This window comes from Enterobacter sp. BIDMC 29 (assembly GCF_019378755.1).
GTDB lineage: Bacteria > Pseudomonadota > Gammaproteobacteria > Enterobacterales > Enterobacteriaceae > Enterobacter > Enterobacter ludwigii.
The window spans coordinates 2,896,835-2,923,593 of the sequence record NZ_CP080000.1 but is presented as its reverse complement, the minus strand read 5'-3'; the positions used below and the strand labels follow the sequence as shown (position 1 = coordinate 2,923,593).

General features: G+C 55.8%; 26 protein-coding genes and 6 tRNA genes. 21 read left to right on the top strand and 11 right to left on the bottom strand.

The window, feature by feature from the left end; all coding sequences use genetic code 11:
• Positions 1–14 precede the first annotated feature (14 nt).
• Positions 15–1,529 (top strand): nitric oxide reductase transcriptional regulator NorR, encoded by a 1,515-nt coding sequence (gene norR, locus JTA15_RS12700; protein WP_219373256.1) that lies wholly within the window; start codon positions 15–17, stop codon positions 1,527–1,529.
• Here the strand turns inward: norR and gutQ are convergent.
• From gutQ to srlA, 7 genes are all read right to left on the bottom strand, one after another.
• Positions 1,526–2,491 carry an arabinose-5-phosphate isomerase GutQ gene (gene gutQ / locus JTA15_RS12695; protein ID WP_014171349.1) on the bottom strand — a complete coding sequence of 322 codons (966 nt, stop codon included), beginning with the start codon at positions 2,489–2,491 and terminating at the stop codon, positions 1,526–1,528. The two genes, norR and gutQ, sit on opposite strands and share 4 nt — an antisense overlap.
• Positions 2,484–3,257 (bottom strand): DNA-binding transcriptional repressor, encoded by a 774-nt coding sequence (locus JTA15_RS12690; RefSeq protein ID WP_014171348.1) that lies wholly within the window; start codon positions 3,255–3,257, stop codon positions 2,484–2,486. The genes gutQ and JTA15_RS12690 overlap by 8 nt, the downstream gene beginning before the upstream one ends.
• 63 nt (positions 3,258–3,320) lie before the next feature.
• The gene (gene gutM, locus JTA15_RS12685; protein ID WP_014171347.1) at positions 3,321–3,680 is read right to left on the bottom strand and encodes a transcriptional regulator GutM; all 360 of its coding nucleotides are present in this window, start codon (positions 3,678–3,680) and stop codon (positions 3,321–3,323) included.
• 61 nt (positions 3,681–3,741) lie between these two features.
• Positions 3,742–4,521 carry a sorbitol-6-phosphate dehydrogenase gene (gene srlD, locus JTA15_RS12680; protein ID WP_014171346.1) on the bottom strand — a complete coding sequence of 260 codons (780 nt, stop codon included), beginning with the start codon at positions 4,519–4,521 and terminating at the stop codon, positions 3,742–3,744.
• Positions 4,522–4,536: 15 nt separating this feature from the next.
• Complete coding sequence (gene srlB / locus JTA15_RS12675; RefSeq protein WP_032678837.1) at positions 4,537–4,899, bottom strand: PTS glucitol/sorbitol transporter subunit IIA; 363 nt, start codon at positions 4,897–4,899, stop codon at positions 4,537–4,539.
• A 12-nt stretch (positions 4,900–4,911) separates the two neighbouring features.
• Positions 4,912–5,871, bottom strand: a complete 960-nt coding sequence (locus JTA15_RS12670) for a PTS glucitol/sorbitol transporter subunit IIB (protein ID WP_014171344.1) — start codon at positions 5,869–5,871, stop codon at positions 4,912–4,914.
• On the bottom strand, positions 5,868–6,431 hold the full coding sequence (gene srlA, locus JTA15_RS12665) for a PTS glucitol/sorbitol transporter subunit IIC (protein ID WP_014171343.1): 564 nt from the start codon (positions 6,429–6,431) through the stop codon (positions 5,868–5,870). The genes JTA15_RS12670 and srlA overlap by 4 nt, the downstream gene beginning before the upstream one ends.
• Before the next feature lie 274 nt (positions 6,432–6,705).
• On the opposite strand from srlA, the gene mltB reads away from it, so the two are divergent.
• The 20 genes from mltB to JTA15_RS12565 all read left to right on the top strand — a co-directional run bounded on the left by mltB (position 6,706) and on the right by JTA15_RS12565 (position 21,538).
• The gene (gene mltB / locus JTA15_RS12660; protein ID WP_025203388.1) at positions 6,706–7,806 is read left to right on the top strand and encodes a lytic murein transglycosylase B; all 1,101 of its coding nucleotides are present in this window, start codon (positions 6,706–6,708) and stop codon (positions 7,804–7,806) included.
• 248 nt (positions 7,807–8,054) lie between these two features.
• On the top strand, positions 8,055–8,708 hold the full coding sequence (locus JTA15_RS12655; protein WP_032678836.1) for a metal ABC transporter ATP-binding protein: 654 nt from the start codon (positions 8,055–8,057) through the stop codon (positions 8,706–8,708).
• Complete coding sequence (locus JTA15_RS12650; protein ID WP_025203390.1) at positions 8,705–9,565, top strand: metal ABC transporter permease; 861 nt, start codon at positions 8,705–8,707, stop codon at positions 9,563–9,565. The genes JTA15_RS12655 and JTA15_RS12650 overlap by 4 nt, the downstream gene beginning before the upstream one ends.
• A gap of 14 nt (positions 9,566–9,579) precedes the next feature.
• A complete protein-coding gene (locus JTA15_RS12645; RefSeq protein WP_153852638.1) occupies positions 9,580–10,458 on the top strand; it encodes a metal ABC transporter substrate-binding protein in 879 nt (292 codons plus the stop codon).
• Between the two features lie 130 nt (positions 10,459–10,588).
• Positions 10,589–11,086 carry a nicotinamide-nucleotide amidase gene (pncC, locus tag JTA15_RS12640; RefSeq protein ID WP_020883854.1) on the top strand — a complete coding sequence of 166 codons (498 nt, stop codon included), beginning with the start codon at positions 10,589–10,591 and terminating at the stop codon, positions 11,084–11,086.
• 89 nt (positions 11,087–11,175) lie between these two features.
• The gene (gene recA, locus JTA15_RS12635) at positions 11,176–12,234 is read left to right on the top strand and encodes a recombinase RecA (RefSeq protein WP_020883855.1); all 1,059 of its coding nucleotides are present in this window, start codon (positions 11,176–11,178) and stop codon (positions 12,232–12,234) included.
• A gap of 68 nt (positions 12,235–12,302) precedes the next feature.
• A complete protein-coding gene (gene recX / locus JTA15_RS12630) occupies positions 12,303–12,803 on the top strand; it encodes a recombination regulator RecX (RefSeq protein WP_219372365.1) in 501 nt (166 codons plus the stop codon).
• A 131-nt stretch (positions 12,804–12,934) separates the two neighbouring features.
• Positions 12,935–15,562 (top strand): alanine--tRNA ligase, encoded by a 2,628-nt coding sequence (alaS, locus tag JTA15_RS12625; RefSeq protein ID WP_014171332.1) that lies wholly within the window; start codon positions 12,935–12,937, stop codon positions 15,560–15,562.
• 241 nt (positions 15,563–15,803) lie between these two features.
• Entirely contained in the window at positions 15,804–15,989 is a 186-nt protein-coding gene (gene csrA, locus JTA15_RS12620; protein WP_000906486.1) for a carbon storage regulator CsrA, read from the top strand.
• A 343-nt stretch (positions 15,990–16,332) separates the two neighbouring features.
• Positions 16,333–16,425, top strand: a tRNA-Ser gene (locus JTA15_RS12615).
• 4 nt (positions 16,426–16,429) lie between these two features.
• Positions 16,430–16,506, top strand: a tRNA-Arg gene (locus JTA15_RS12610).
• Positions 16,507–16,570: 64 nt separating this feature from the next.
• Positions 16,571–16,647 (top strand) — tRNA-Arg (locus JTA15_RS12605).
• Positions 16,648–16,808: 161 nt separating this feature from the next.
• Positions 16,809–16,885: transfer RNA gene (locus JTA15_RS12600), tRNA-Arg, on the top strand.
• Between the two features lie 64 nt (positions 16,886–16,949).
• A tRNA-Arg gene (locus JTA15_RS12595) sits at positions 16,950–17,026 on the top strand.
• Between the two features lie 64 nt (positions 17,027–17,090).
• Positions 17,091–17,167: transfer RNA gene (locus tag JTA15_RS12590), tRNA-Arg, on the top strand.
• A 264-nt stretch (positions 17,168–17,431) separates the two neighbouring features.
• The gene (yqaB, locus tag JTA15_RS12585) at positions 17,432–17,998 is read left to right on the top strand and encodes a fructose-1-phosphate/6-phosphogluconate phosphatase (protein WP_219372364.1); all 567 of its coding nucleotides are present in this window, start codon (positions 17,432–17,434) and stop codon (positions 17,996–17,998) included.
• The gene (locus tag JTA15_RS12580) at positions 17,995–18,423 is read left to right on the top strand and encodes a YqaA family protein (protein ID WP_032678833.1); all 429 of its coding nucleotides are present in this window, start codon (positions 17,995–17,997) and stop codon (positions 18,421–18,423) included. The genes yqaB and JTA15_RS12580 overlap by 4 nt, the downstream gene beginning before the upstream one ends.
• Before the next feature lie 83 nt (positions 18,424–18,506).
• Positions 18,507–20,051, top strand: coding sequence for a glutamate--cysteine ligase (gene gshA / locus JTA15_RS12575; RefSeq protein ID WP_014171329.1), 1,545 nt, complete (start codon positions 18,507–18,509; stop codon positions 20,049–20,051).
• Positions 20,052–20,203: 152 nt separating this feature from the next.
• The gene (luxS, locus tag JTA15_RS12570) at positions 20,204–20,719 is read left to right on the top strand and encodes an S-ribosylhomocysteine lyase (protein WP_008499539.1); all 516 of its coding nucleotides are present in this window, start codon (positions 20,204–20,206) and stop codon (positions 20,717–20,719) included.
• A 54-nt stretch (positions 20,720–20,773) separates the two neighbouring features.
• A complete protein-coding gene (locus tag JTA15_RS12565; protein ID WP_047356661.1) occupies positions 20,774–21,538 on the top strand; it encodes a helix-turn-helix domain-containing protein in 765 nt (254 codons plus the stop codon).
• Here the strand turns inward: JTA15_RS12565 and leuA are convergent.
• From leuA to emrR, 4 genes are all read right to left on the bottom strand, one after another.
• Positions 21,535–23,184 (bottom strand): 2-isopropylmalate synthase, encoded by a 1,650-nt coding sequence (leuA, locus tag JTA15_RS12560; protein ID WP_219372363.1) that lies wholly within the window; start codon positions 23,182–23,184, stop codon positions 21,535–21,537. The genes JTA15_RS12565 and leuA overlap by 4 nt on opposite strands.
• A gap of 96 nt (positions 23,185–23,280) precedes the next feature.
• On the bottom strand, positions 23,281–24,828 hold the full coding sequence (gene emrB / locus JTA15_RS12555; protein WP_020883860.1) for a multidrug efflux MFS transporter permease subunit EmrB: 1,548 nt from the start codon (positions 24,826–24,828) through the stop codon (positions 23,281–23,283).
• A gap of 16 nt (positions 24,829–24,844) precedes the next feature.
• Positions 24,845–26,017, bottom strand: a complete 1,173-nt coding sequence (emrA, locus tag JTA15_RS12550; RefSeq protein ID WP_219372362.1) for a multidrug efflux MFS transporter periplasmic adaptor subunit EmrA — start codon at positions 26,015–26,017, stop codon at positions 24,845–24,847.
• Between the two features lie 127 nt (positions 26,018–26,144).
• Entirely contained in the window at positions 26,145–26,675 is a 531-nt protein-coding gene (gene emrR / locus JTA15_RS12545) for a multidrug efflux transporter EmrAB transcriptional repressor EmrR (protein ID WP_014171323.1), read from the bottom strand.
• Positions 26,676–26,759: the final 84 nt, after the last annotated feature.

Below are 26,759 nucleotides of genomic sequence, written 5' to 3'. Positions count from 1 at the left end.
ACAGTGAGGCGCAGATGAGCTTTTCCGTGGACGTACTGGCAAAAATTGCCATTGAACTGCAAACCGGTATCGGTCATCAGGACCGTTTTCAGCGGCTGATTTCGACGCTGCGCCAGGTGCTGGCGTGCGATGCGTCGGCACTGCTGCGCTACGACGCCCGGCAGTTTATTCCGCTGGCTATCGACGGGCTGGCGCAGGACGTTCTTGGGCGACGCTTCTCCCTGGAAGGCCATCCGCGTCTGGAAACCATCGCGCGGGCCGGTGACGTGGTGCGCTTTCCGGCGGACAGTGATTTGCCCGACCCTTACGACGGGCTGATCCCGGGGCAGGAGAGCCTGAAAGTTCATGCCTGTATCGGCCTGCCGCTGTTTGCCGGACAAAACCTGATTGGGGCATTAACCCTCGACGGCCTGTCGCCGGATCAGTTTGACACCTTTAGCGATGAAGAGCTGCGGCTGATTGCCGCGCTGGCCGCCGGTGCGCTGAATAACGCGCTGCTGATCGAACAGCTGGAGAGCCAGAACATCCTTCCGGGCAGCCCGTCGGCGTTTGAACCGGTGGCACACACGGAGATGATTGGGCTGTCACCGGGGATGGTGCAGCTAAAAAAAGAGATCGATATCGTGGCGGCCTCGGATTTAAACGTGCTGATTTTCGGGGAAACCGGCACCGGTAAAGAGCTGGTGGCGAAGGGCATCCACGAAGCCTCGCCGCGCGCGGTCAACCCGCTGGTGTACCTCAATTGCGCCGCGCTGCCGGAAAGCGTGGCGGAAAGTGAGCTGTTTGGTCACGTCAAAGGGGCGTTTACCGGGGCGATCAGCAACCGCAGCGGCAAATTTGAAATGGCGGATAACGGCACGTTGTTCCTCGATGAAATTGGCGAACTGTCGCTGTCGCTTCAGGCCAAACTGCTGCGCGTCCTGCAGTACGGCGATATTCAGCGCGTCGGCGACGATCGCAGCCTGAGAGTCAACGTGCGTGTGCTGGCGGCAACCAACCGTGACCTGCGCGAAGAGGTGTTAGCCGGGAATTTCCGCTCTGACCTGTACCATCGTCTGAGCGTGTTTCCGCTTACCGTGCCGCCGCTACGCGAGCGCGGCGACGATGTGGTGCTGCTGGCGGGGTTTTTCTGCGAGCAATGCCGGTTACGAATGGGGCTTTCCCGCGTGGTATTAAGCCCCGGCGCGCGAGCCCATCTGATGCGCTACGGCTGGCCGGGTAACGTGCGCGAACTGGAACATGCGATTCACCGCGCCGTGGTGCTGGCGCGGGCGACACGTTCGGGAGATGAGGTGGTGATCCACGCGCGGCATTTCGCATTGCACGATGACACCGCTTCGTTCGTTACGCCTGCCGCGCCGGAAATGGCCCATGAGAACCTGCGGGAAGCAACAGAAGCGTTTCAGCGTCAGACGATCGCCCGCGCGCTGGAGCAGAATAACCGCAGCTGGGCGGCGTGCGCGCGGGCGCTGGAAATGGACGTCGCCAACCTGCACCGGCTGGCGAAACGTCTGGGACTCAAAGGTTAAATAATCCCGGCCTGGTAGAAATCCTGCAGGTTGATGGCGCCGCACAGCGTGCCGTGCTCATCCACCACCGGCGCGGCGGTGATTTTGCGTTTCATCAGCACCTCTTTGGCTTCGATGGCGCGGCTCTCGGCATTCAGGGTCAGCCCGCCCCGGGTCATCGCTTCCGAAACCTGGGATTCCAGCTTGCCGCCGCCCACCAGCCAGCGGCGCAGGTCGCCGTCGGTAAACACGCCTTTAACGCTACCGGTTTCATCGCACACCGCTACCAGACCCAGCCCGGTGCGGCTCAGTTCCAGCATCGCATCCATTACGCTGGTGTTGAGTTTGACCTGCGGAATGGCCTCGTCGGTCCGCATCAGATGATGAACTTTATTGAGCAGTCGTGCTCCGAGCGCACCCGCCGGGTGCGAGCGGGCAAAATCTTCTTCGTTAAAGCCGCGTGCCTGCATTACCGCCATTGCCAGCGCGTCGCCCATCATCAGCGTATTCACGGTGCTGGAGGTGGGGGCAAGGTGCATCGGGCAGGCTTCGCGCTCAACGGAGATATCAAGCGTGGCCTTGGCCGCCAGTGCCAGCGGTGAGCGGGATTTACCGGTCATCGCCAGCAGCGCGACCGATTTTTCCTGCAGACGCGGGATGATGAGATCCAGCTCTTTGGCCGAACCGGAGTAAGAGATAAATAGCATCACGTCGCGGCTTTCAATCATCCCCAGATCGCCGTGCAGCGCTTCGGCCGGATGCACGAAGAACGCCGGTGTGCCGGTGCTGGCAAGCGTAGCAGCAATCTTTTTGCCGATATGACCGGACTTGCCGATCCCGGAGACCACCACTTTACCTTCGCACTGGATAATGGTGTTTGCCGCGCGCACAAAATCCTCGCCCAGACGTTCCGGCAGGCGGCTGGCTTCCTGCAGCTCCAGCATCAGGGTCTGGCGGCCTGCGTTTAACAGAAAATCACTCATCTCTCTCTCCGGTTACAATCACGTCGATCCCTTTCTCTTCCAGCGCTTTTTTGAACGCCGGGTCGATACCTGCGTCGGTAATGAGCTTATCGACGCTTTCAAGGCTGCAGACAATGTTGGGACTTTTACGGCCAAACTTCGACGAGTCTGCCATCAAAATCACTTCGCGCGCGGCGTTGCACATCGCTTTGCTGACGCTGAACACCTCGTTAAAGGTCGTCACGCCGGCGTTCAAATCGATACCGTCCGTGCCCATAAAGAGTTTATCAAAGCTGAAGTGTTCAAAGGCGTTTTCCGCCAGTTGACCGTGAAACGACGCAGATTTTTTACGGAACGTCCCGCCGGGCATCAGAATGGTTTGCTCGCTGTCGAATTCCGACAGGGCGTTGACGATATGCAGACTGTTGGTCATCACCGTGATGTTGTTGAAGCGGCTGAGCATCGGGATCATCTGCAGCACGGTGCTGCCTGCATCAAGGATAATGGAGTCGCCATCATGGATAAATTTTACGGCGGCCTCGGCAATCAGCGCTTTCTGGTGAGTATTGATCAGCGTTTTGTGATCGATAGGCGGGTCGGCTTCATCTTTGTTGAGCATCACGCCGCCGTAGGTTCGGATGACTGCACCAGAGTTTTCGAGCAATACCAGATCCTTTCGTATTGTCGTGCCGGTGGTGTCAAAGTAGTGGGCCAGTTCTTCTACCGAGCATTTTCCCTGCTTTTGCAGATGCTCCAGAATGGCCGCCTGACGCTGACGTGGTTTCATAGACGCTCAATTCCTTAGGTTGCGAAATGATAATTTCGCAAGCTTATCGCGTTCACAACGAAATTATCCATGTTTCAGATTAAGCGCTAATGATAGAGCATTCTGACAGAGCGAATCATGGGGAAAGATCACATCGGGTTGTAATTCCTGCAGCGATATCCCGTTAATCGCCTGGATTTTCGCCGGGCGGGCAAAAACGGTCATCCCGCGCATGATGAGGGAATCGCAGACCCTATTGTGTTCGTCCAGCGCAATGGCAACCACCACGCGCGGTTTGAAACGCCCGCCGGAACGCCCGACACCCACGCGCCCTTTCTGACACAGGGCATCAAACGCGCGGTTAAACTGGCGGATTTGCCAGCCGCCAAAGATCAGCTGGCACATCCAGGCGATGGCGGCGACGGTAATGAATGCGGTAACCATACGAGCTCCTTGTTGTTCCCTCTCCCGAAGGAGAGGGGGATACGGGCATCAGCGTGTTCGATCAGAACATCACCTGCCCGCCGGTGACATTAATGGACTGCCCGGTGCAGTAAGAGGCTTTGGGGCTGGCATAAAACAGCAGCATGTTCAGCACGTCCTGATAATCGCAGCCGCGCTTCAGCGGCACTTTGTCGATGTAATACTGCTCCACTTCCTCCTCTTTCAGCCCGAGCTTGGTGGCATATTGCGGCAGCAGGGACTGGAACATCGGCGATTTCAGCAGGTTGCCCAGCATCAGCGAGTGAACGGTAATGCCATATTCAGCCAGATCGAGGGCCAGAGATTGCGTCAGCCCAACGCCGCCAAATTTCGCCGCGCTGTAACCGGAGTTGTGTTTACTGCCCACTTTGCCCGATTTCGAATTGATCTGGATGATGCGCCCCTGAATGCCATCGCGGATCATCAGACGGGAAAACTCGCGCGCGCAGAGGAAATAGCCCACGAGGTTAACCTGCAGGGAGCGGTCGAAATCCCCCAGTTCGAAATCGCTGATAAAGGCTGCTTTGGCTATTCCTGCGCTGTATACCAGCAGGTCGGTACGGCCAAAAATCTCGTCCACGCCGCGGGCCAGCGCCATTACGCTCTGCTCGCTGGTGGCATCAGCACCAAATCCGTAGGCCATGCCTTCACCCAATTCGGTGTTGATGGTGTCCGCCACACGTGCGGCTTTTTCACTCTGAATATCCACTACCGCCACGCGGTAACCCTCTGCAGCAAGCCCACGGCAGAGGAACTCGCCTAAGGTTTGTCCCCCACCAATGACAACGGCAACCTGACTCATATCTTTCTCCTTAAATTACGCAACAAACTTCAACGTGCAGCCTGGGGTGACAGCCTGCGGAACCGGGCCATCCACATGAACCGTACCGGGATATTCCGCCTGCGGCTGGCCATCAAAACGCAGGGTGATATGGCCGAGCTCCCGCAGGTTTTGTTCGGCCACGTCGCCGACGGCGGTCACGGCGTAGCGCGCGTCACCCAACTCCAGCTGGCTCCCGGCCTTCAGCTCGCCGTTCATCTCGCCGTGACAGTGGATAAAGCAAAACTCTTCGATATCCGCGGGCGCGCCTTCGCGGAAGGTAATCAGCATTTTGTCGCTGAGCGCATCGGCCGCGCTCTGGCCAATGCGGGTGATGGTGGTCTGGTAAATTACGGTCATCACAGGAACCTCTTATTGGTAAATAAAGCCGGAGACAAACCAGGCAATCAGCACCGTCGGTGCGCCGGTCAGGAAACGGCTGACCAGTACAGACGGCACGCCAACGCGCACGGTGTCCTGGCGCGCTTCTGCCAGCGACAGCCCGACAGGAATGAAATCACACGCCGCCTGGGCGTTAATGGCAAACAGGGCGGGCAGAGCCAGATGCGGGGGAATGTTGCCAAGGCCAATCTGCACGCCAATCAGCACGCCGATAACCTGCGCAATGACCGCGCCTGGGCCGAGAAACGGCGACAGCAGCGGGAAGGAACAGATCAGCGCCAGCGTCACCAGCCCGAGCGGGTGGCTCGCCAGCGGGGCGAGGCCGTGGGCAATCCAGTCGCCCAGGCCCGAGGCCATGATGATGCCGATCAGCGCCGAAACGAATGCCATAAACGGCAGAATGGTTTTCAGCACCGTGTCGATGGTGTCGCGCCCGGACTGGAACAGCACGGCCACGGCAGAGCCCATCCCCATTCCGACTTTTGCCAGCAGGCCGTCACTCTGTTCGGTGATTTTTTTACTCGTGTCGTAATCACGCGGGGCCGCTTTCTGAGGGGCAGCAGACCCTTGTGCCAGGTGAATGTTTTCCTCCTTCACGCCGGAGACGTAAATGTCCTCCAGGATGTACTGCGCCAGCGGACCTGATTTACCGGTGGAATGGATATTCACGGTAGGAATACGCCGCTTGGGGTAGATGCCGCAGCGCAGCGTGCCGCCGCAGTCAATCACCGCCACGCCAATTTCTGCTTCAGGCGGTTCGCCCTCTTTGAAGCCGTCGACCGCTTCCCAGCCGGTCAGCTCACGCAGTTTGTCGACAATGGCCGGACGTGTGCCTGCGGTGATATAGACGATTTTTTTGCCTTCAGTGGCGTCGAATTCCAGCGGGCCGCCCCAGCCGCCCGTTCCTTTTTCAATGCGAATACGGCTCATGCTGCGGCTCCTGAAAGATGGACTTTCTGTTCAAGCTGGATACCCATTTTCTTCTCGAAAATAGCGGTGGTGAGGTCCGTGACCCAGCCGCGGAAAAAGTTGGTGACCAGACCGACCAGCAGATAACTCACCGCCAGCGGACCGAGCGGCAGGCCAAGCGTGGTCAGGCCGCTGGCAATGCCCAGATAGACAAACAGCTCGCCGGGGTTGATATGCGGGAACAGGCCATTCATGGAGTGGCAGCTGTAGGAGGCTGCGGCGTAATAGCTTGGCTTGTACTTTTCAGGCATAAAGCGGCCGAGGCTCAGCGTCATCGGGTTGCAAAAAACAAACGTACCGATGAAGGGCAGAACCAGGTAACGGGACAGCGGATTGCCGGCGCAGCGCTGGGCAAAGCGTTCAATGCGTTGCTGGCCAATAAAGTTAATCAGCGCGTTCATGATGACCAGCAGGCTAATCAGCAGGGGCAGGATCCCGGTCACCATGCCGGTGAACACTTCTCCGCCTTTCTGAAACAGCCCGATGAACCACTCGGCGCCGTGGGTGATGGTTTCTATCATTCTTCTCTCCTGTGGGGCTTTTTTGTTTTTGTATAACCGAGGCTAATAATAATCACTTTGAAAGGTTTTAAAGTGTTAATTAGATCTCACAATGAAAGAAAAATGGATTGTTTTGAAAGTTAATTGCCGGTGGGAGTCTTGTGTGGATGAAAATTGCACAGATTTGCGATGGGGAGCGTAAAGATTTGGTGGGGGAGGTGCGTACCACTTCCTTGAGGTGTTGCGGATGCTTTACCATACTGGGTTCTTATCGAACCCGTTAAATGGATGTCACATGTTCAAGCGTCGTTATGCAGCGTTGTTACCTGCGCTTATTCTGCTGTCTGCCTGTAGTAGCAAACCCAAGACCGAAGCCGTGCAGCAAACGGCTGGCGCGCCTTCCGGAGGATTCCTGCTGGAGCCGCAGCATAATATGATGCAGATGGGCGGCGACTTTGCGAATAACCCGGCGGCCGAGCAGTTCATCGATAAAATGGTGAGCAAACACGGTTTTGACCGCCAGCAACTGCATGAAATTCTGTCGCAGGCGAAGCGACTGGATTATGTTCTGCGTTTGATGGATCGCCAGGCACCGACGGCTCAGGTACCGACCGGGCCAAATGGCGCATGGCTGCGTTATCGCAAACAGTTCATTACGCCGGATAACGTGCAAAATGGCGTGGTCTTCTGGAACCAATACGAAGATGCGCTGAACCGTGCGTGGCAGGTGTATGGCGTACCGCCTGAAATCATCGTCGGGATTATCGGCGTGGAAACCCGCTGGGGCCGCGTGATGGGCAAAACCCGTATCCTCGATGCGCTGGCGACGCTCTCCTTCAACTACCCGCGTCGCGCTGAATATTTCTCGTCTGAACTGGAAACCTTCCTGCTGATGGCGCGCAATGAACAAGATGACCCGTTAGATCTCAAAGGTTCGTTTGCCGGTGCGATGGGCTACGGCCAGTTTATGCCGTCCTCCTATAAGCAATATGCCGTCGACTTTAACGGAGATGGTCATATCAACCTGTGGGATCCGGTGGATGCCATCGGCAGCGTGGCGAACTACTTTAAAGCGCACGGCTGGGTGCCGGGCGGTCAGGTGGCGGTGCAGGCTAACGGCCAGGCACCAGGGCTTGAGAACGGCTTTAAAACCAACTACAGCGTTTCGCAGCTGGCCGCTGCAGGCTTAACGCCAACGCAGCCGCTGGGAAATACGCAACAGGCGAGCCTGCTGCGTCTGGATGTCGGTACGGGTTATCAGTACTGGTACGGGCTGCCTAACTTCTACACCATCACCCGCTATAACCACAGCACCCACTATGCGATGGCCGTATGGCAGCTGGGGCTGGCGGTATCACAGGCGCGCGTGCCTGCCGCGTCGCCGTTCAGTCAGTAACGCTTGATGTTCGACCCTCTTCCGCCGGGAGAGGGTTGGGCTGATATCCAGAAACATTTCGCCACACTCCCGTTAATCTCCGCTCATTTACATCCGCATTATCTTTCATTATTGTTATGTTATAACATTTGATGTGGTGATGAGATGTCTACTTCCTTTTTTTCTCTGTCTGCGCCGGTCCGGCTTCTGATGGCGCTGGCGCTGATTGTCTTTATCGGGCTGGCCGTGTGCTGGGCGGTGGCATTGCCATGATTGTGATGAATCAACTCACGGCGGGTTACGACCGCGAGCCGGTCACGCGTCCTCTGTCCGGGGTGATTGAATGCGGGAGCATGACCGCCATCCTCGGGGCCAACGGCTGCGGTAAATCAACGCTTCTGAAAACCCTCGCCGGGTTTATCCCGCCGGTAAGTGGCAGTTTTCACTGGCAGAAAAAACGCCCGGTAATGGGCTGGCTGGCACAGCGTCATGCCCTGGAGGCGCAATTTCCGCTAACCGTGCAGGATGTGGTCAGCATGGGCTGTTGGCCTGAAGCGTCGCTTTTTTCTGGCCTTCGCCGTGAAATGCGGCTGCGCATTGCCGGCGCGCTTGAGCGGGTGGGGCTTGGAACAATGGCGCTAACGACCATTGATGAGCTCTCCGGCGGTCAGTTTCAGCGCATGCTGTTCGCGCGGGTATTAGTGCAGCAGGCACCGCTGGTCATGCTCGATGAGCCCTTTACCGGCGTTGATGAAGCCACCTGCAATGTGCTGATGGACCTGATGCTGGAAATGTATATGCAGGGGCAAACGGTGCTTGCGGTGCTGCACGACAGCGAGCGTGTATCGCGCCACTTCCCGCAGACGTTACGGCTGGACGCTGACATTCCCCAGTGGAAAACCGAGCGGGTGAGGGTGGCATGATCTGGCATATCTTTTTTCAGCCTTTTATTGAGTATGGCTTTATGCGCCGCGCGCTGGTGGTTTGCCTGGCGTTGTCCGTCAGTACCACTGCTCTGGGCGTTTTCCTTCAGCTGCGCCGGATGAGTCTGATGGGCGATGCCCTCTCTCACGCCATTTTACCCGGCGTCGCGGTGGGGTATTTGCTCAGCGGTATGTCGCTGCTGGCCATGAGCGTGGGAGGCTTTATTGCCGGTATTACCGTGGCGCTGGTGGCCGGGCTGGTCAGCCGTCGAACGCCGCTTAAAGAGGACGCCAGTTTTGCCGGGTTCTATCTTGGTTCGCTGGCGCTGGGCGTCACGCTGGTATCACTGCGCGGTTCGAACGTCGATCTTCTGCACCTGTTGTTTGGCTCCATCCTGGCGGTGGATAACGATGCCGCGCTGTTTGTGGCAGGCGTTTGCATGTTCACCCTTATCACGCTGGCGATTTTCTACCGTGGGCTGGTGACCGAGGCCTTTGACACCGCCTGGCTGCAGGTAAACGCCCGCCATGTTCCCGGCTTATTACACGGCCTGTTTCTGGCGCTGCTGGTGCTTAACCTCGTTGCCGGTTTTCAGGTGCTTGGCACGTTGATGGCGGTCGGGCTGATGATGCTCCCTGCGGTAGCGGCACGCTGCTGGGCACGCACCTTACCCGGACTGCTATTGATGGCGGGTATCAGCGGTATTTTCTGCGCGTGGCTCGGACTCAGTCTCTCCTGGGCCGCCAGCCTGCCCGCGGGGCCGTCCATCGTGCTTACCGCCAGCGCGCTGTTCTTTATTTCCATTTTATTTGGCACGCGCAGCAGGCTGGCTGGCAGCCTGCGTGCGCTTTTTTAACGGAAGGGGAAACGATGAAACGTACGGGATTCGTAGTGGCGCTCGCGCTGGGGATGATGTCGCAAACGGTGATGGCGAAAACGCTCAATGTGGTGACCAGCTTTTCCATACTGGGGGATATGACCCGGGAGGTGGGCGGTGACCATGTGAACGTCACGACGCTGGTGGGTCCGGACGGCGATCCGCATACCTTCGAGCCCTCGCCAAAAGATAGCGCGGCGCTAAGCAAGGCAGATGTTGTGGTGGTCAATGGTCTGGGACTGGAAGGGTGGCTGGATCGCCTGGTGAAAGCCTCCGGGTTCAAAGGCCAGCTGGTGGTGGCGTCGCGTGGTGTGCAGACGCATACCCTCGAAGAAGAGGGCAAAACCGTCACTGACCCGCACGCCTGGAACAGCGCGGCGAACGGGGCGCTGTACGCGCAAAATATTCTCAACGGGCTGGTGAAAGCCGACCCAGAAGATAAAACCGCGCTGGAAGCGACCGGAAAACCGTACATCGCGCAGCTTAAGCAGCTGGATAGCTGGGCCAAAACGCGTTTTAGCCAGATCCCGCTGGTGAAACGTAAAGTGTTGACCAGCCATGACGCGTTCGGCTATTTCAGCCGCGCCTACGGGGTGACGTTTATGGCGCCCCAGGGGTTGTCGTCAGAGAGCGAGGCCAGCGCGGCACAGGTCGCTGAGATCATTAATCAGATTAAAGCGGACGGCGTGAAAACCTGGTTTATGGAAAACCAGCTCGACCCGCGGCTGGTTAAACAGATTGCTACAGCCACCGGCGCGCCGCCGGGAGGCGAGCTTTACCCGGAAGCGCTCTCGGCAAAAGGGGGCGTGGCAGAGACCTACGTTAAGGCGTTCCGCCACAATGTGGATACCCTCGCTGACAGCATGAAATAATCCTCGCCACCGCCGGTGCGCTCGCATCGGCTTTTTTCTGAAGCCCCCTCGTAAATCCTGCAGCGCATCCCCATATCTGACGAGAAAGTGCTATCTTGTGCTGCATGTTTTTCTAAGGCCTGGAGCGAGAATGACTGACCATGAATTGATGCAGCTTAGCGAAGTGGTAGGGCTGGCGCTTAAGCAACGCGGGGCGACCCTCACCACCGCGGAGTCCTGCACCGGCGGCTGGGTGGCGAAAGCGATTACCGATATTGCCGGCAGTTCCGCCTGGTTTGAACGTGGTTTTGTGACCTACAGTAATGAAGCTAAAGCGCAAATGATCGGCGTGCGGGAATCTACGCTCGAACAGCATGGCGCGGTCAGCGAACCGGTGGTGATTGAGATGGCTATTGGTGCGCTCAAAGAGGCGCGCGCAGATTATGCAATATCGATTAGCGGCATCGCGGGTCCGGACGGGGGCAGTGACGTGAAGCCTGTCGGCACCGTCTGGTTTGGTTTTGCTACCGCCAGAGGTGAAGGGATCACCCGCCGGGAGTGCTTTAGCGGCGATCGCGAAAGCGTGCGTCGTCAGGCAACCGTTTATGCGTTAAAAACGCTCTGGCAACAATTTCTACAAAATACTTGATACTGTATGACCATACAGTATAATTGCACCAACAGAACAGAAATCCACGGTGAAGCACAGTCGCTTCTCCCGGCATGACAGGAGTAATAATGGCTATCGACGAAAACAAACAGAAAGCGTTGGCGGCAGCACTGGGCCAGATCGAAAAGCAATTCGGTAAAGGCTCCATCATGCGCCTGGGTGAAGACCGTTCCATGGATGTGGAAACTATCTCCACCGGTTCGCTTTCTCTGGATATCGCGCTGGGCGCTGGCGGCCTGCCAATGGGCCGTATCGTAGAAATCTACGGGCCCGAGTCCTCAGGTAAAACAACCCTGACGCTGCAGGTTATCGCTGCGGCACAGCGTGAAGGTAAAACCTGTGCGTTTATCGATGCTGAGCACGCGCTGGACCCTGTTTATGCTCGTAAGCTGGGCGTTGATATCGACAACCTGCTGTGTTCTCAGCCGGACACTGGTGAGCAGGCGCTGGAAATTTGTGACGCGCTGGCCCGTTCCGGTGCGGTTGACGTTATCGTGGTCGACTCCGTTGCCGCTCTGACGCCAAAAGCTGAAATCGAAGGCGAAATTGGTGACTCTCACATGGGCCTCGCGGCACGTATGATGAGCCAGGCAATGCGTAAGCTGGCCGGTAACCTGAAGCAGTCCAACACGCTGCTGATCTTCATTAACCAGATCCGTATGAAAATTGGTGTGATGTTCGGTAACCCGGAAACCACTACCGGTGGTAACGCGCTGAAATTCTACGCTTCTGTCCGTCTGGATATCCGCCGTATCGGCGCGGTGAAAGAGGGTGAAAACGTAGTGGGTAGCGAAACCCGCGTGAAGGTTGTGAAGAACAAAATCGCAGCGCCGTTCAAACAAGCTGAATTCCAGATCCTCTATGGTGAAGGTATCAACTTCTACGGCGAACTGGTTGACCTGGGCGTGAAAGAGAAGCTGATTGAAAAAGCGGGCGCATGGTACAGCTACAACGGCGACAAGATTGGTCAGGGTAAAGCAAATGCAATCTCCTGGCTGAAAGAGAACCCGGCTGCGGCGAAAGAAATTGAGAAGAAAGTGCGTGAGCTTCTGCTGAACAACCAGGACGGTACGCCTGATTTCGTGGTGGATAACGCGGGTGCTGAAGAAACCAACGAAGATTTCTAATTCTCTCGTTTAAAGATGAAGGGCTGCTAATGCGGCCCTTTTTGCATTTCTGAATCAGCAGGTTTTTTATGAGTGAATCGACTTCACGCCGCCCTGCCTATGCACGCTTACTGGACCGTGCGGTGCGCATTCTTGCCGTCCGTGACCACAGCGAACAGGAGTTGCGGCGAAAACTGTCGGCCCCCGTCATGAGTAAAAACGGGCCGGAAGAGATTGATGCGACTGCGGAAGATTACGACCGCGTCATTACCTGGTGCTATGAGCACCGCTATCTGGATGACGAGCGTTTCGCTTCCCGGTTTCTTGCCAGCCGTGGCCGCAAAGGGTATGGCCCCGCGCGTATCCGCCAGGAGCTGAACCAGAAAGGGGTCGCCCGTGAAACCATTGAAAAGGCCATGCGAGAATGCGACACAGACTGGTGCGCACTGGCAAAAGAACAGGCCATCCGCAAGTACGGCGAACCCTTGCCACGTGAATTTTCAGAAAAAGTTAAAATCCAGCGCTTTTTGCTCTACCGCGGCTTTCTGATGGAAGATATTCAGGATATCTGGCGTAATTTTGCGGATTGAACGCATGCGGGATTTTACTTCCCACTAAAGAAAACTTATCTTATTCCCACTTTTTCCAGTAGCTGGTCTGTCCAACGTTTTACCGATACAGGCTTGCTACGACATTTCGTTAGCTTGATTTCAGGATAATTATGAGCAAGAGCACCGCTGAGATCCGTCAGGCGTTTCTCGATTTTTTCCATAGTAAGGGACATCAGGTAGTTGCCAGCAGCTCCCTGGTACCGAACAACGATCCGACTCTGCTGTTTACCAACGCCGGGATGAACCAGTTCAAGGATGTGTTCCTTGGTCTCGACAAACGTAATTATTCCCGCGCCACAACCTCACAGCGTTGCGTGCGTGCGGGCGGTAAACACAATGACCTGGAAAACGTCGGTTACACCGCGCGTCACCACACGTTCTTCGAAATGCTGGGTAACTTCAGCTTCGGCGACTATTTCAAACACGATGCCATTCAATATGCGTGGGAACTGCTGACCGGTGAAAACTGGTTCAACCTGCCGAAAGATCGTCTGTGGGTTACCGTCTATGAAACCGATGACGAAGCCTACGAAATCTGGGAAAAAGAGGTTGGTATCCCGCGCGAGCGTATTATTCGCATCGGTGATAACAAAGGCGCACCTTATGCGTCTGACAACTTCTGGCAGATGGGCGATACCGGCCCTTGCGGTCCGTGCACCGAGATCTTCTACGATCACGGCGACCATATCTGGGGTGGTCCTCCAGGCAGCCCGGAAGAAGACGGCGATCGCTACATTGAGATCTGGAACATCGTCTTCATGCAGTTCAACCGTCAGGCTGACGGTACGATGGAGCCGCTGCCGAAACCGTCCGTGGATACCGGTATGGGTCTGGAGCGTATCGCGGCTGTTCTGCAGCACGTTAACTCCAACTACGAAATTGACCTGTTCAGCACCCTGATTAAAGCCGTTGCGCAAGTGACGGGTGCAACCGATCTGAACAACAAATCGCTGCGCGTTATTGCAGACCACATCCGTTCCTGCGCGTTCCTGATTGCCGACGGCGTGATCCCGTCGAATGAAAACCGTGGCTATGTGCTGCGTCGTATCATTCGTCGTGCTATCCGTCACGGCAACATGCTGGGCGCGAAGGACACCTTCTTCTATAAACTCGTTGGGCCACTGATTGGCGTGATGGGCGCAGCCGGTGATGAGCTGAAACGTCAGCAGGCGCAGGTTGAGCAGGTTCTGAAAACGGAAGAAGAGCAGTTTGCTCGTACTCTGGAGCGCGGACTGGCGCTGCTGGATGAAGAGCTGGCGAAACTTAAGGGCGATACGCTGGACGGCGAAACCGCTTTCCGCCTGTACGATACCTACGGTTTCCCGGTTGACCTGACGGCGGACGTTTGCCGTGAGCGCAACATTAAAGTGGACGAAGCAGGCTTTGAAGCCGCAATGGAAGAGCAGCGCCGCCGTGCGCGCGAGTCCAGCGGTTTTGGTGCTGACTACAACGCGATGATCCGCGTTGATGGCGCATCAGAATTCAAAGGCTACGAAAATCTGGAACTGACTGGCAAAGTGACCGCCCTGTTTGTTGACGGTAAAGCCGTAGACAGCATCAACGCGGGTCAGGATGCGGTTGTCATTCTGGACAAAACGCCGTTCTACGCAGAATCCGGCGGCCAGGTTGGCGATAAAGGCGAACTGAAAGGCAACGGTTTCAGCTTCAGCGTAAGCGACACGCAGAAATACGGTCAGGCGATTGGCCATCAGGGCAAACTGACTGCCGGTTCTCTGAAAGTGGGCGAGGGTGTCCAGGCGAACGTTGATGAAGCTCGTCGTGCGCGCATTCGTCTGAACCACTCAGCTACGCACCTGATGCACGCTGCCCTGCGTGAAGTTCTGGGAACGCACGTTGCACAGAAAGGTTCTCTGGTTAACGATAAAGTGCTGCGCTTCGACTTCTCTCATTTTGAAGCGATGAAGCCGTCAGAAATCCGCGCGGTGGAAGATCTGGTGAATGCGCAGATCCGTCGTAACCTGCCAATCGAAACCCATATCATGGATCTCGAGGCGGCGAAGAAGAAAGGCGCGATGGCACTGTTCGGCGAGAAATACGACGACCGCGTTCGCGTGCTGAGCATGGGCGACTTCTCGACTGAACTCTGCGGCGGTACGCATGCCTCCCGTACCGGCGACATTGGTCTGTTCCGCATTGTTTCCGAATCAGGAACGGCGGCGGGCGTGCGTCGTATTGAAGCGGTAACCGGTGAAGGCGCGATTGCCAGCCTGCATGCGCAGAGCGATCAGCTGCACGACATCGCGCAGTTGTTGAAAGGTGATAGCCAGAACCTGGGCGAGAAAGTGCGCGTTGCGCTGGATCGCACGCGTCAGCTGGAAAAAGAGCTGCAGCAGCTGAAAGAGCAGGCTGCGGCGCAGGAGAGTGCAAACCTCTCCAGCAAAGCTGTAGACATTAAGGGCGTCAAACTGCTGGTCAGCGATCTGGCGGGCGTTGAGCCTAAGATGCTGCGTACTATGGTCGACGATCTGAAGAACCAGCTCGGTTCCACAGTTATCGTGCTGGCGACAGTGGCAGAAGGTAAGGTTTCTCTGATTGCGGGCGTCTCTAAGGATGTGACCGACCGCGTAAAAGCAGGGGAACTGATTGGTATGGTCGCCCAGCAGGTGGGCGGTAAGGGTGGCGGTCGTCCGGACATGGCGCAAGCCGGTGGTACGGATGCGGCGGCACTTCCTGCGGCATTGGCCAGTGTTGAAAGCTGGGTGAGCGCGAAACTGTAATAACTACAAAGCACAAGCAGACGCCATAGCGGTAACGTTATGGCGTCTTGTTCACTGCGCTATCGATAACGATAAAGTCAGGTTGAGTTTGTGTATATCGGCTAAACTTACGTTTAACAGAATGTGATGCCGTGACTGCTTACACTTTACGTGTTTGTCATCGCTTACTTTTTGGCGTTATATGATGGATAATGCCGGGATACAAGAGACCCGACTCTTTTAATCTTTCAAGGAGCAAAGAATGCTGATTCTGACTCGTCGAGTTGGTGAGACCCTCATGATTGGGGATGAGGTCACCGTGACAGTTTTAGGGGTAAAGGGTAACCAGGTACGTATTGGTGTAAACGCTCCTAAAGAAGTATCTGTCCACCGTGAAGAGATCTACCAGCGTATCCAGGCTGAAAAATCCCAGCAGTCCAGTTACTGATATTGTCGCGTCTCGCTGTCGGGCGAGACGCAACCTCTCCCGCCATTTTTCCTGCTTAAAGTTACCGTTTAATTTCAATCGCTCTGTTTTTAACCACTCTCTTACCCTTAACTCGCCTCAACATCACTATTCTGTCATCAGTTTTCTGAGAAGATGCCTGCAAAATCCGCTTATAAAACACCCTCTTTGCAGCTTTTGCATGCGAATTGCGTGTGATTTGTGCAAACGATAAAAGCTTTTGGAAAATTGTTTGACTTATAAGTCCCAGAAAGTAATATATGCGCCACGCAGCGACGAGAAGCTCTTAACGAGTTACTCGGAGCACTCGAAAGAGGCGTTGTGTGGTGAGGTGGCCGAGAGGCTGAAGGCGCTCCCCTGCTAAGGGAGTATGCGGTCAAAAGCTGCATCCGGGGTTCGAATCCCCGCCTCACCGCCATTTTGCATCCGTAGCTCAGCTGGATAGAGTACTCGGCTACGAACCGAGCGGTCGGAGGTTCGAATCCTCCCGGATGCACCATCTATTACTTCATATTGCTTTCGAAGTGATATGAATATCGAGTAGTACAATAGTAAATCCCGATGCATCCGTAGCTCAGCTGGATAGAGTACTCGGCTACGAACCGAGCGGTCGGAGGTTCGAATCCTCCCGGATGCACCATCTTCTCCGAGATAACAGCAAAGCTGTTGTTTCAAGGTCTGCGGGTTAGCCGCAAGCACCAGGGAGGATAACGTTGCTTTAGCAACGGCCCGAAGGGCGAGGYGCAGCCGAGTAATCCTCCCSGATGCACCATTTACTRTTTCTGAAAGCAKTWCCCTGATGCATCCGTAGCTCAGCTGGATAGAGTACTCGGCTACGAACCGAGCGGTCGGAGGTTCGAATCCTCCCGGATGCACCATCTATTACTTCATATTGCTTTCGAAGTGATATGAATATCGAGTAGTACAATAGTAAATCCCGATGCATCCGTAGCTCAGCTGGATAGAGTACTCGGCTACGAACCGAGCGGTCGGAGGTTCGAATCCTCCCGGATGCACCATCTATTACTTCATATTGCTTTCGAAGTGATATGAATATCGAGTAGTACAATAGTAAATCCCGATGCATCCGTAGCTCAGCTGGATAGAGTACTCGGCTACGAACCGAGCGGTCGGAGGTTCGAATCCTCCCGGATGCACCATCTTCTCCGAGATAACAGCAAGGCTGTTGTTTCAAGGTCTGCGGGTTAGCCGCAAGCACCAGGGAAGATAACGTTGCTTTGCAACGGCCCGAAGGGCGAGGCGCAGCCGAGTAATCCTCCCGGATGCACCATCTTCTTTTCTGTACCACTCTCTTTCTCCCTGGTTATTCCTTCGACGTTCCGTCAGCAATCATTTCTCTTTGAGCGACAAAAACCACCGTTTACGATAAAGTAATGCTTTGTTAATCGTTTAGCGAGAGCACGATGTACGCAAAGTATGACGGTTTGATCTTCGATATGGATGGCACTCTCCTGGATACCGAACCCACGCATCGTCAAGCCTGGACTGATGTCCTTGCTCGTTACGGTATGCGTTTCGATCTTCAGGCGATGATCGCCCTCAACGGAGCCCCAACCTGGCGTATAGCGCAGGCCGTGATTGAACGTAATCATGCCGATCTCGACCCGCACCTTCTGGCCCGTGAAAAAACCGATGCGGTAAAAGCGATGCTTTTAGATACCGTGCGCCCGTTACCGTTAATTGACGTCGTAAAAGCATGGCACGGGCGTCGCCCTATGTCCGTTGGCACGGGCAGTGAAAGCGCTATTGCGGAAGCGCTGCTCACCCATCTTGGCCTGCGTCATTATTTCTCTGCGGTGGTTGCCGCCGATCATGTTCAAAATCACAAGCCCGCACCGGACACTTTCCTGCGTTGTGCAGAACTGATGGGTGTGCCTGCGGTGAAATGTGTTGTGTTCGAAGATGCTGATTTTGGTATTCAGGCCGCGCGCGATGCCGGGATGGATGTTGTGGACGTCCGCTTACTGTGAGTGACGCGCTGTCACTTTTATCATTATTCGCCAGCAGTTTTTTAAGCGCTACGCTCTTGCCGGGAAATTCGGAAGTAGTGCTGGTAGCGATGCTGTTGTCTGGCGTGAGTCAGCCCTGGTTGCTCGTGTTAATAGCAACAATGGGTAATAGCTTTGGAGGGCTGACTAACGTTATTCTTGGGCGTTTCTTTCCGCTGCGTGAAAAATCGCGCTGGCAGGAAAAGGCAGTCGGCTGGCTAAAACGCTATGGCGCTGCCACGCTGTTATTAAGCTGGATGCCTGTAATAGGTGATTTACTGTGCCTGCTGGCGGGATGGATGCGCATCTCCTGGGGGCCAGTGCTCTTTTTTTTGTGCCTTGGCAAGGCGTTGCGCTATGTTCTCGTGGCATGGGCAACACTACAGGGTATGACGTGGTGGCACTAATTGGTGGAATGAATACGCGACCTTCAATCGTCAACCATTACAATTATGCTGAGTAACAATACTTTGACAGGCGGGAGGTCAATTTGATCCCGGACGTATCTCAGGCGCTGGCCTGGCTGGAAAATCACCCTCAGGCACTGAAGGGTATTCAGCGTGGTCTTGAGCGTGAAACGCTGCGCGTTAACGCGGACGGTAGCTTAGCGACAACGGGTCACCCGAAGGCGTTAGGCTCGGCGCTGACACATAAATGGATCACAACCGATTTCGCTGAAGCGCTGCTGGAATTCATCACGCCAGTGGATGGTGATATTGATCATATGCTAACGATTCTGCGCGACATCCATCGCTACACTGCCCGCAATCTGGGTGATGAGCGTATGTGGCCGCTCAGCATGCCGTGCTATATCGAACAAGGCCAGGAGATTGAACTGGCGCAATACGGCACGTCAAATATCGGTCAACTGAAAACGCTCTATCGTGAGGGGCTGAAAAACCGCTACGGTGCGTTGATGCAGACCATTTCTGGCGTGCATTACAATTTCTCTTTACCCATGGCGTTTTGGCAGGCGAAGTGCGGCGAAACGGATAAAGACGCGATCTCCGCGGGCTATTTCCGCCTGATCCGCAACTACTATCGTTTTGGCTGGGTCATTCCGTATCTGTTTGGGGCATCGCCTGCGATATGCTCGTCATTCCTGCAGGGGAAACCGACCACGCTGCCGTTCGAGAAGACAGAGTGTGGAATGTACTATCTCCCGTACGCCACCTCCCTGCGTCTTAGCGATCTGGGTTATACCAATAAGTCGCAAAGCAATCTCGGTATTACATTTAACGAATTGCACGAATATGTGGCAGGATTGAAGCGGGCGATCAAAACGCCGTCGGAAGAGTACGAGAAAATCGGCCTCGAAAAAGACGGTAAGCGCCTGCAGATCAACAGCAACGTGCTGCAGATTGAAAATGAACTGTACGCGCCTATTCGTCCGAAGCGCGTCACGCGCAGCGGTGAAACCCCGTCGGATGCACTGCAGCGCGGCGGGATTGAATACATAGAAGTGCGCTCGCTGGATATCAACCCGTTCTCACCCATCGGCGTTGATGAGCAGCAGGTTCGCTTCCTGGATCTGTTTATGGTCTGGTGCGTACTGGCGGATGCGCCGGAAATGAGTTCAGAGGAACTGCTCTGTACCCGTACCAACTGGAACCGCGTGATTCTGGAAGGGCGCAAGCCGGGTCTTACGCTGGGTATTGGCTGCGAGACAGCGCAGTTCCCGCTGACGAAAGTCGGCAAGGATCTGTTCCGTGACCTGAAGCGTGTTGCCCGAACCATGGACAGCATTGACGGTGGTGAAGCCTATCAGAACGTGTGCGACCAGCTGGTTGAATCGTTTGATAACCCGGAACTGACGTTCTCAGCGCGTATTCTGCGTTCTATGATTGATCAGGGTATTGGCGGCACCGGGCGTTCGCTCTCTGCGGAATACCGCGAGATGCTGAAGCAGGAGCCGTTAGAGATTCTGAGTGAAGCTGATTTTGTGGCAGAACGAGACGCGTCTGTCGTGCGTCAGAAAGAGGTTGAAGCGGCGGATACGGAGTCGTTTGAGGCGTTTCTGGCGAAACAGGCTTAACAGAAAAGAAAAAGGCCACATCGCTGTGGCCAAAATATACATCTCTGAATTCAGGGATGATGATAACAAATGCGCGTCTTTCATATACTCAGACGTGCATTTTGTAGAAGAGTTCAGTTTATTTTAAAAAAAATCACTATCGGAGGTGACGTATGCCGTTATTAGATAGCTTTACTGTCGACCATACCCGTATGGAAGCACCTGCAGTACGTGTGGCGAAGACCATGCACACCCCGCACGGCGACACGATCACCGTATTCGATCTGCGCTTCTGCGTGCCTAACAAAGAAGTGATGCCAGAGAAAGGCATTCACACCCTGGAGCACCTGTTTGCCGGGTTTATGCGCGACCACCTGAATGGTAATGGCGTGGAGATCATCGATATCTCTCCGATGGGTTGCCGTACCGGTTTCTACATGAGCCTGATTGGTCAGCCTGAAGAGAAACGCGTCGCGGATGCCTGGAAAGCGGCAATGGAAGATGTGCTGAAGGTGAAAGAGCAGAACCAGATCCCTGAGCTGAACGTATATCAGTGCGGAACTTACCAGATGCACTCTCTGGAAGAAGCCCAGGAGATCGCGCGTCATATCATCGAGCGTGACGTTCGCGTAAACAGCAACGAAGAGCTGGCGCTGCCAAAAGAAAAACTGCAGGAACTGCACATCTAGTGCACCTTTTCCCTCTCCCTCAGGGAGAGGGTAGGGTGAGGGGCGTTTAACCTCATGACCACAACCTCAACCTTCTCCTTTACCCATCGCCCACTTGTTCCTTATGCCCATGATTACCTTCATGGCGACAGCGAGCCGTGGCATCAGCACGACTGCGCGCAATTGCTGCACACCCTGAGTGGGGTGGTGAGAGTCGATACCGCATCAGGTTGTTGGGTGGTGCCGCCCGGACGCGGCGTCTGGCTACCCGCGGGCACTCCGCACTCTCTGCGTATTACCGGCAACGTTGCGGCGCGAACGCTGTTTATCGATCCCCTGGCGCGAGCCGATCTTCCGGCAACCTGTCAGATAGTCCAGATCTCCGGTCTGTTACGCGAACTTATCCTCACCTCGCTGACGCTTGAGGCGTCCTACTCGCCGGGCAGTCGTGATGAGCGCGTATATGAGCTCATTCTGGATGAAATCCGCACGATGCGGGTGCTGCCGTTTCACCTGCCTGAGCCGGAAAGCGAGCCGTTGCGTACCCTTTGCCAGCGGATCCGGTTGTTGCCGGGGGAAAGCTGGGGCAGCATGCAGGCCGCAAACACGCTTGGTATGAGTGAACGTACGATGAACCGCCATTTCAAGCAGCAGACGGGGTTAAGCTACGGTGAGTGGCTAAGAAGGGCGCGCCTGCTGGAAGCGCTGCTGCGCCTGGGACAAGGTCAGCCAGTGCTACGTGTGGCGCTGGATCTGGGCTACGGCAGCCACAGTGCCTTTACGGCGATGTTTCGCCGGGTGATGGGGATATCACCCAGCGATTATTTCAAAGACAGCTAGCTGACAGCATTGAACAGGGCCTGAAGAGACGCGCGGGCCACGTCGCTGTCAATGCCGACGCCCCAGCGGCTGCTACCATCCTGAAACAGACAGCGGATATACGCCACCGAGCGGCTGTCGCTGCGCTCCCCAAGCGTATGTTCGTGATAGTCCTTAATGACAAACGGGGTCGTGACCCAGCGGCTTAGACCATTGGCCGCCGCGGATAACAGCCCGTTGCCTTGCCCCTCCAGCTGGCGCATCCCGCCCTGCGTCGTGACGCTTGCCGTCAGATGTAACTGCCCGTCCTGCTGGCTGTCGCTACGGTAAGCGTGCAGGGCAAAGCCTGGCGTCTCTACCAGCCCATAACGTGTGCGGAACAGTTGCCACAGCGCATGCTGCGTCATCTCTTTACCGTGCTGGTCGGTTTCCTGCTGTACGTGCTGGCTAAAGTCCTGCTGCAGGGCGCGGGGTAATTTCAGACCATGGTTTTGTTCAATAAGCCACGCGCTGCCGCTTTTCCCTGACTGGCTGTTAACCCGGATCACCGCTTCGTAGGTGCAACCAATATCCTGCGGGTCAACCGGCAGATAGGGCATTTCCCAGCGTTCGTCAGGCTTGCGGGCATCAAAGCCTTTCTTGATGGCATCCTGATGTGAACCCGAAAATGCGGTATACGCCAGCCGTCCTGCCCACGGATGGCGCGGATGCACCGGCAGCTGGTTGCAGGTTTCTACCACCTCCACCACGTGATTCATGTCGCTAAAGTCCAGATTCGGGCTAATCCCCTGGCTGTAGAGGTTCATTGCCAGCGTGACCAGGCAGACGTTACCGGTTCGTTCTCCGTTACCAAACAGACACCCTTCGACACGGTCTGCACCGGCCATCAGGGCCAGCTCCGCGCTGGCGACACCGGTGCCGCGGTCGTTATGCGGATGGACGCTGATGCAGACATCGCTGCGGCGGCTGAAATGACGGCAGAAATACTCAATCTGATCGGCATAGACATTCGGTGTACTGACCTCAACGGTGGCCGGTAAGTTGATCACCATCGGGCGTTCGGCGCACGGCTGCCAGATGTCTGCCACGGCTTCGCAAATCGCCAGCGCAAAGTCCGGCTCAGTAAAGCAGAAAGTTTCCGGAGAGTATTCGTATTGCCAGCGAGTGGCGGGGTTCTCTTCGCACAGCGAGCGGATAAGACGCGTGGAACGGGTCGCCAGCTCAACGATTTGCGCTTTCTCCATGCCGAACACCAGGCGGCGGAACAGCGGGGCGGTGGCGTTATACAGGTGTACGGTGGCCTGCTTCGCCCCGCGCAGCGACGCAAAGGTGCGCAGGATAAGGTCTTCTCGCGCCTGGGTTAATACCTGAATGGTGACGTCATGCGGAATGCGGTTTTCGTCGATCAACTGACGCACAAAATTGAAATCCGTCTGCGAGGCAGAGGGGAAAGCGACTTCGATTTCTTTGAATCCGCAACGCAGTAACAACGCCCAGAACTGCAGTTTGCGGTTGCTGTCCATCGGCTCGGCAAGGGCCTGATTACCGTCGCGTAAATCGGTGGAAAGCCAGCGCGGCGCCTGCGTGAGGCGTTGCTCAGGCCAGCGGCGATCGGGCAGGGAAATAGCAGGTTGAGGTTGGTATTTGTCGGAAGGTGTTTTCAGCATGGTGCGCTCCTGTTGTCTTTTCACTATCGTGAATCGATTTCAGGAGCGCTGCTTTATCGTTACTGACAATCGCTGTCGCGATCTGGACACCGCACGTTAGTGCGCACCGCCGCCACCGCCTCCGGCGCCAAACGGTGGTCGGGCAAACCATACCAGTCCCAGCAGGATGATAAAGATCCCCGCCGATATCCAGAATATCTCGTTTGCCGAGATAATCAGGCCCTGGTTGGTGATCTGCTGGGCGATCCAGCCGGACGCCTGCTGCTCCGTCATCCCCATTCCCTGAAGCTGACTGTACATCTGCTGCGAGTTAGGGTTGAACGGGTTCACCGCTTCGGTCAATTGCGCATGGTGCATCGACTCGCGATTGGTCCAAAGGGTCGTGGTGATCGACGTCCCGATGGAGCCTGCCAGCGTACGCGTAAAGTTCGACAGGCTTGATGCCGCCGCCATGCGCTCAGGCGGCAAGCCGGAAAGCGTAATGGTCGTCAGCGGCATAAAGAAGCACGCCACGGCGAAGCCCTGAATGAACTGCGGCCATGCGGATGCGCCAAAGTCCATGCCCGGCTCGAACGTATACGCGCGCCAGTAGAAGCACACCGCGTACATGATAAAGCTGAAGGTCACCAGCCTGCGCATGTCGAGCTTGTGAGCGAAGCGGCCGATAATCGGCGACAGCAGGACCGGAATTAACCCCACTGGCGCAGAAGCCAAACCTGCCCAGGTTGCGGTGTAGCCATATACCTCCTGCAACAGCTGCGGCAGCAGAACGATTGCGCCGAAGTAGAGCATGTAGGCCAGGCTGATACACAGGCAGCCGATGGTGAAGTTTCGCGACTTAAACAGCGAGAGATCGACGATCGGATTATCGTCCGTCAGCTCCCAGACGATCAGGAAGCTCAGCGATATCACCGCCACAACGGTCAGGATGATAATCTCTGTCGAGTTAAACCAGTCCAGCTCTTTACCCTGATCGAGCATCACCTGCAGGCTACCGATCCCGACCACCAGCAGTGCCAGGCCAATGGCGTCAATTCGCCGCTGCTCTGTTCGGGTTTCGCGACCGCGCAGCGTTTGCAGGGTCAGCATCACCACCAGCGCACCAATTGGCACGTTGATGAAGAAGATCCAGCCCCAGTGGTAGTTGTCGCTGATATAGCCGCCGAGGATAGGCCCGCAAATCGGTGCGACAATCACCGTCATTGACCACAGCGCCAGCGCGATAGAGCGCTTAGCGGGCGGATAGTTGTTCAGCAGCAAACTCTGCGACAGCGGAATCAGCGGCCCGGCCACAATCCCCTGAATGACGCGGAAGATGATCAGCATCGTCAGGCTGTTGGACATGCCGCACGCCCAGGAGGCGAGCACGAACAATACCGTTGACCACAGGAACAGCTTCACTTCACCGACGCGCTTCGCCAGCCAGCCGGTGATAGGGATGGAGATGGCGTTTGCCACCCCAAACGAGGTAATGACCCAGGTCCCCTGGCTCAGTGACGAGCCAAGGTTACCGGCGATGGTTGGGATCGCCACGTTTGCGATGGTAGAGTCCAGCACCTGCATGAATGTCGCCAGCGACAGCGCAATGGTCATGATAACCAGTTGCGCCCCCTCCAGCGGTTTTTGCGGCTTTTGCTGTTGCATAACGCTCACCTTCGGATTAACCGGCGTTTGCCTTCACGATGTCATCGATCAGTTTATTGACCGGATCGAGGCTAATTTCACGGGCGTTACTTTCATAAGCCGGGGTGCTGCGCACCTGACTAGCCAGGATCTGACCATCGCGGTTGGCGGTATCAACCGTTACCAGCGTAGAGAGGCCAATACGCAGCGGATGGTCCGCAAGCTGTTTTGCATCCAGTTCGATACGTACAGGCAAGCGCTGAACTACTTTGATCCAGTTCCCGGTGGCGTTTTGCGCTGGCAACAGGGAGAAGGCACTGCCGGTCCCCATATCCAGGCCGACCACTTTCCCGGTGTACTTCACGTCATCACCGTAAATATCGCTGATCACCGTCGCAGTCTGGCCGATACGCATATGGGCAAGCTGCGTCTCTTTAAAGTTCGCATCAACCCACAGGTTGTCCGCCGGAACGACCGCCATCAGCGGCGTGGTTGGGCTAATTTGGGCGCCAGGCTGGACGGAACGACGAGAGACGTAGCCGGTCATCGGGCTGACAATTTTAGTACGCTGCAGGGCAAGCCACGCGTTGCGCACGTCGGTGGCAGCCTGTTGCACGGTAGGCTGGTTTTCCAGGCTGGTGCCCAGCACCATCGCTTGGTTGGCGTTGTACTGTTGAATCGCCACGTCCAGCTGCGCCTGTGCGCTGGCAACGGCATCACGCGCGTGCTGCAGCTCTTCACGGCCAATCAGGTTGGCAGTGCCGAGGGGAACGCGACGGTTCAGGTCGCTCTGCGCCTGCGCCAGTGCGGTTTTCTGCACGTCGATGTTGGCCTGCAGCTGCTTGCTGTTGATCATCAGCTGGCGGGTCTGACGGACGCTGGAGGCCAGCGCGGTCTGGGCTTTTTCAAAAGCCTGTTGGGCGTCGGTCGGATCGAGCGTGACCAATACATCCCCTTTTTGCACAAAATCGGTGTTATCAGCCCAGACTTTCGTCACGCTGCCCGATACCTGCGCCATAATTTGTACCTGGTTCCCTGCCACGTATGCATCGTCTGTATCTTCAGCATGACGCAATACTAAAAACCAATAGATCCCATATGCCACGGCAATAATAATAAAGAGCAATGTCAGTACAATAAGGGCGCTTTTGCGTTTGCCCTTTTTATTGACCGGTTGCTGCGGGGTAGTGCTCTCCGCATTTGCGCTCATTGTTGTTCTCCACGATCTTCTTATTTTCACATCGGCTGAGCCGAGCTGTTGTCAGAAAGGCCAGCAGTGTGACGTGCTGGCCTGTCGGTTTTCTTATGAGTCTGGGATTGTTGAGCGTGTTGTCGCGTTAGCGCAGCGCCTCTAGAACAGCGCCGTCTTCATCCATCTGGTCCAGACGGGTCAGCAGCTTGCGAGTAATGTGCTCAAGCTGGTCGCGCTCGGTGGTGCTGAGGGCAGACCACAGTTGATGCAGGCAATTATGCTGAGGTGGCAGCACCTCACGCAGGAATTGGTGACCTTTGTCGGTCAGCTGCAGATGCAGGCAGCGGCGATCGTTATCGCTTTCACGGCGTTCAATCCAGCCGCGTTTTTCCAGTTCATCGGCAATACGGGTGGCATTAGTACGGGATGAACCCAGCGCGCAGCTCAGCTCTGACGGCTGAATGCTGTGATTTTCCTGAGACTCCAGCGTAATTAACGCCATAAACAACGTCTCGTTAATCCCTTGAGCTTTCAGCATTTTATTACGATTTTCCAGTAGCTTACCCTGCATGTGCATGCACAGGCGGGTCAGCAGGATCTCCTGATACGGGAAGTCCTCATGACGACTGGCGCGGAATTTAAGCATTTGTTCAATGGGCGTAAACGAACTATCCATTTGGGCATAACCTCATTAATTACAGCCGATATAGTAACGATAGTGACAAATAATGTAAATGAATTATTTGTGCGGTTATATCCG